This window comes from Desulfobacter sp. (assembly GCF_050177295.1).
On record NZ_JBFXHE010000422.1, the window covers coordinates 1 to 3,831 of the forward strand.

Annotated in this window: 1 protein-coding gene and 1 pseudogene; one reads left to right on the forward strand and one right to left on the reverse strand. The window is 48.2% G+C overall.

The window, feature by feature from the left end; all coding sequences use genetic code 11:
- Positions 1–318 precede the first annotated feature (318 nt).
- Positions 319–1,773 carry a DUF3360 family protein gene (locus tag AB7U36_RS20300; protein WP_428161447.1) on the forward strand — a complete coding sequence of 485 codons (1,455 nt, stop codon included), beginning with the start codon at positions 319–321 and terminating at the stop codon, positions 1,771–1,773.
- A 69-nt stretch (positions 1,774–1,842) separates the two neighbouring features.
- Here the strand turns inward: AB7U36_RS20300 and hcp are convergent.
- Positions 1,843–3,483 (reverse strand): annotated as a pseudogene (gene hcp / locus AB7U36_RS20305) (hydroxylamine reductase); the annotation flags it as partial.
- Between the last annotated feature and the right edge of the window lie 348 nt (positions 3,484–3,831).

Here is a 3,831-nt window from a genome sequence, read left to right on the forward strand (position 1 = left end):
ACCCACACTAAATGGACTTTTAAATCATGTACCGTATGTGAACCTTTTCGATATGACCTCATACAATTCAGATACTAAAAGTCTTGGACTAAAGTCCATAGTTTTTACTACCGACTGGGACAATAAAAAAGTAAGTTCTAATAAATAGTTCTTGCATTCATTAATGGAAAAAGGTAGAAAATTTTGATCTGGATATCGTTGAGGCCGTGGGCCATTTTTCTAACCAAGCATTTTAATTATACCTAAGCACACCGAAGGGTGAATGCAAAGATCCAACAAAAGATCGGTAGGGTAAGCTAAGGAGAAGGAGACTAAAAGATGGTAGCGCACAATGGAAAGTCGTATGTCGAACAACGTAAGAAAGCAAGTGAGTTTAAGACCCGAGCTGAGTATCTTGACCATGAACTGACTATTATGAAATTTCGTCGCTGGCGGGTCAATCTGCCCTTCCGAGATTACGGCATCGAAATCGAGGATTTTGTGCCGGCTATTGCAGCCACCATTGGAAAGGTTGTGATGGTAACCGCCATGGTAGCCGCCTTTGCTGACCAGTACGCTCTTTCACCCGAATTCGTTGCAGAGAACGTCCGGTATGAGATGCTGATCGCAGGTGTTGCCTTTGTTTTGCTTTTTTCGGCATTCCTTAATCCGAATTCAAACCTTGCGGGCACACACGGCCCGATGATCCCCCTCATCCCGGTTGTTGCTGCGGCTGGCGGGCATCCGCTGGCCCTGGGCATTCTGATAGGCTTCTTCGGCCTTATTCTCGCTATCACAAAGGGAGGTTCCAAGCTGATGAACCTGACCGGAATCGGAGTCCGGGGAGGGCTTCTGATCTATCTGGGTGCCGTTGGACTTATGGGACAGATCGGCAACCTTGGAAAATGGGCGGCAGGGGGTGGTGTCGACGCGGTTTCCTTTGCGGTCATCGGCGTAACCGTGCTTGTTTATGCCTACCTGGCGCGTATCCAGAAGCGCTGGCTGGCTATCCCTCTTTGTTCGGCCATCGCAGGAATTATTGCATTCACTTTGGGCGCTGATTTCAGCTTTTCTACCCCGCCGGGGCTTCCCCATTTTGATCCCATGTGGTGGTGGGGTACCAATACAGGATGGAACATGGGCCTTCCAAACCTGGGCCATTTCATTGCCGTTATTCCGTTCTCCATTCTGGCCGTTGCCATGTGGTCGCCGGATTACCTTGGACACCGGGTATTCCAGGAACTTAACTACCCGAAAGGGGCTGAAAACGTCCTTATGGACGTGGACGATACCATGATGGTGGCATCTGTTCGTCAGGCCATTGGTTCTTGCCTTGGCGGCGGCAATATCGCCTCCTCCTGGGGTACATACATGATTCCCGCAGCCATTGCCAAGCGTCCCATTCCCGGTGGTGCGTTTCTTACCGGCATTTTCTGCGTGGTGGCCGGTATACTCGGCTACCCCATGGACCTTGCCATGTGGGAACCTGTTCTGCGGGTGGCGCTTATTGTTGGCGTATTCCTGCCACTCCTTGAAGCAGGGATGCAGATGGTTAGCAACCATAAAGATTCCCAGAGCGCCGGAACCTGTATTTTTGCCTGCGCCTTTGTAAATCCGGTGTTCGGTTGGGCCGCTGCCATGCTCCTGGACAACCTGGGGCTCATCGGCGATACTGAGCGGGCCAAAATGCTCACCTGGAATGAAAAACTTATCATCCCAGGTGTCATGTTTATCGTCTGTGTCGTTTCCCTTGGGTTGGTGGGTCAGCTTCCCGGGATACCCGGCTTCTTCTAAAAACTTACTACCGCCCGATCCGCGGAAGCCATTTGAAAAGCCCGCCGATGCCAGGCATGGGCGGGCTTTATTGCCTGCCATCATGGCTGCAATATCAGCATCAACCTCACCGATGGGTTTGATATTAAAGTTTTCAACCAGGACATTCAACACCGCGGGGGAAACAAAAGCGGGCAGCGTGGGGCCTAAACGAATACCCTTCACGCCCAGATGCAGCAATGCCAGGAGAACAGCAACGGCTTTTTGTTCATACCAGCCAATATCAAAGGAGAGCGGCAGATCGTTAATGTGATCCAGTCCAAATGCATCCCGCAGTTTCATGGCGATAACAGCCAGAGAGTACGAGTCGTTGCATTGTCCCGCGTCCAGCACCCTTGGAATCCCGCCGATGTCGCCTAGGTCCAGTTTATTATACCTGTATTTTGCACACCCGGCAGTGAGGATCACGGTATCTTTGGGTAATTTTTCAGCCACTTCGGTGAAATAGTTTCTTTCTTTGTGGCGGCCATCGCATCCGGCCATGACGATAAAGCGCTTGATCGCACCTGATTTAACCGCGTCTACAACCTTGTCAGCCAAGGCCAGGACCTGATTATGGGCAAATCCGCCAACGATTTTACCCGTTTCTATTTCAGTAGGCAGTTGGCAGGTTTTGGCCAGCTCCACAATCTTTGAAAAATCTTTGGCACTGCCGTTTGTTCTTGCCGGAATATGCGTTGTGCCCGGATAGGAGACAACCCCGGTTGTAAATAGCCTGTCCTGGTATGTATTTTTTTTCTTAATCGGGATAATGCAGTTTGTTGTCATCAGGATGGGGCCGTTAAAGGTTTCGAAGTCCTCATTCTGGTGCCACCAGGAGCCACCGTAATTGCCTTTGAGGTGATCGTATTTTTTAAAGGCAGGATAATAATTGGCAGGCAGCATTTCTCCGTGGGTATACACATCAACCCCTGTACCCTTTGTCTGCTCCAACAGCTCCTCCATGTCTTTCAGATCATGGCCGGAAATCAGAATGCCGGGGTTTGTACCCACACCGATATTGACTTCTGTGATCTCCGGGTTTCCATAGACCTGGGTATTGGCCTGGTCCAAAGCGGCCATTGCGGTCACGGCTGTTTCACCGGCTTTCATGACCATAGCGACCATTTCATCAACACTCAGGTCCTGGGTGGTGGAAGTTAATGCCTCATACAGGAAATTCCAGATCTCATCTTTAGTGACACCCAGCACAGACGCATGATCCGCATACGCACAGATACCTTTGAGTCCAATGACCAGAAGCTCTCTGAGAGATCTGACATCCTGGTTTTCAGTTGAAAGAACGCCGACAACCGCTGCTTTGGCTTCAAACTGTGATGTATCATTGGAAAACCAGGTCGCACAGTCATGAAGATCTGTCCCCACTTTATCTTTGACGCTGTCGAACAGCTTTTTTTTAACTGCCTGGGCGCGGTTGATCCAGTTTACAAGGTCCTCATCATTAAAGTTGACATTTGTGATGGTTGTGAACACCCCTTCGGCAATAAACTGCCCGTTTGCTGCCGGGACATTAACGCCCGAGGCCTTTGCTTTTTGTGCAAGAACGGCAATCCCTTTTAAATTATAAATCAAGAGATCCTGAAGGTTTGCCGTACTTCCTTTTTTCCCGCACATCCCATTAATGGTACATCCCTGATTTTTCGCGGTTTCCTGACATTGAAAACAAAACATGTAAAAGCCTCCTTATTTATGAATTAACTGCTGATAACGCCTTTTCTTTCACTTGCAGGTACACCATACGCTTAAAGAAGTATAAAAACATTGATCTGGATCAAGCTACAAAGAAACGTGTAAAAATAAACACTGGTGCGATAAAAGTCGGGGTGGTGTATTGACTATGTTTAACACATAACAATTTCAGATTAAAGGAATTTGAAATATCCCGGGGCGATGTTTCTGATGAGATTCAAATAGTGTAACGCTTTTCATTTCGCCTGATTCAGGCAATTGAATCAATTTCTTCTTTAAATCAAGTTTGTTATATTTAAATTGTTATGTGTCTCAACAATCAAAATAGTG

Excerpts from the sequence above, each read along its gene's own strand:
- AB7U36_RS20300 (WP_428161447.1), top strand. The coding sequence starts at position 319 with ATGGTAGCGCACAATGGAAAGTCGTATGTCGAACAACGTAAGAAAGCA.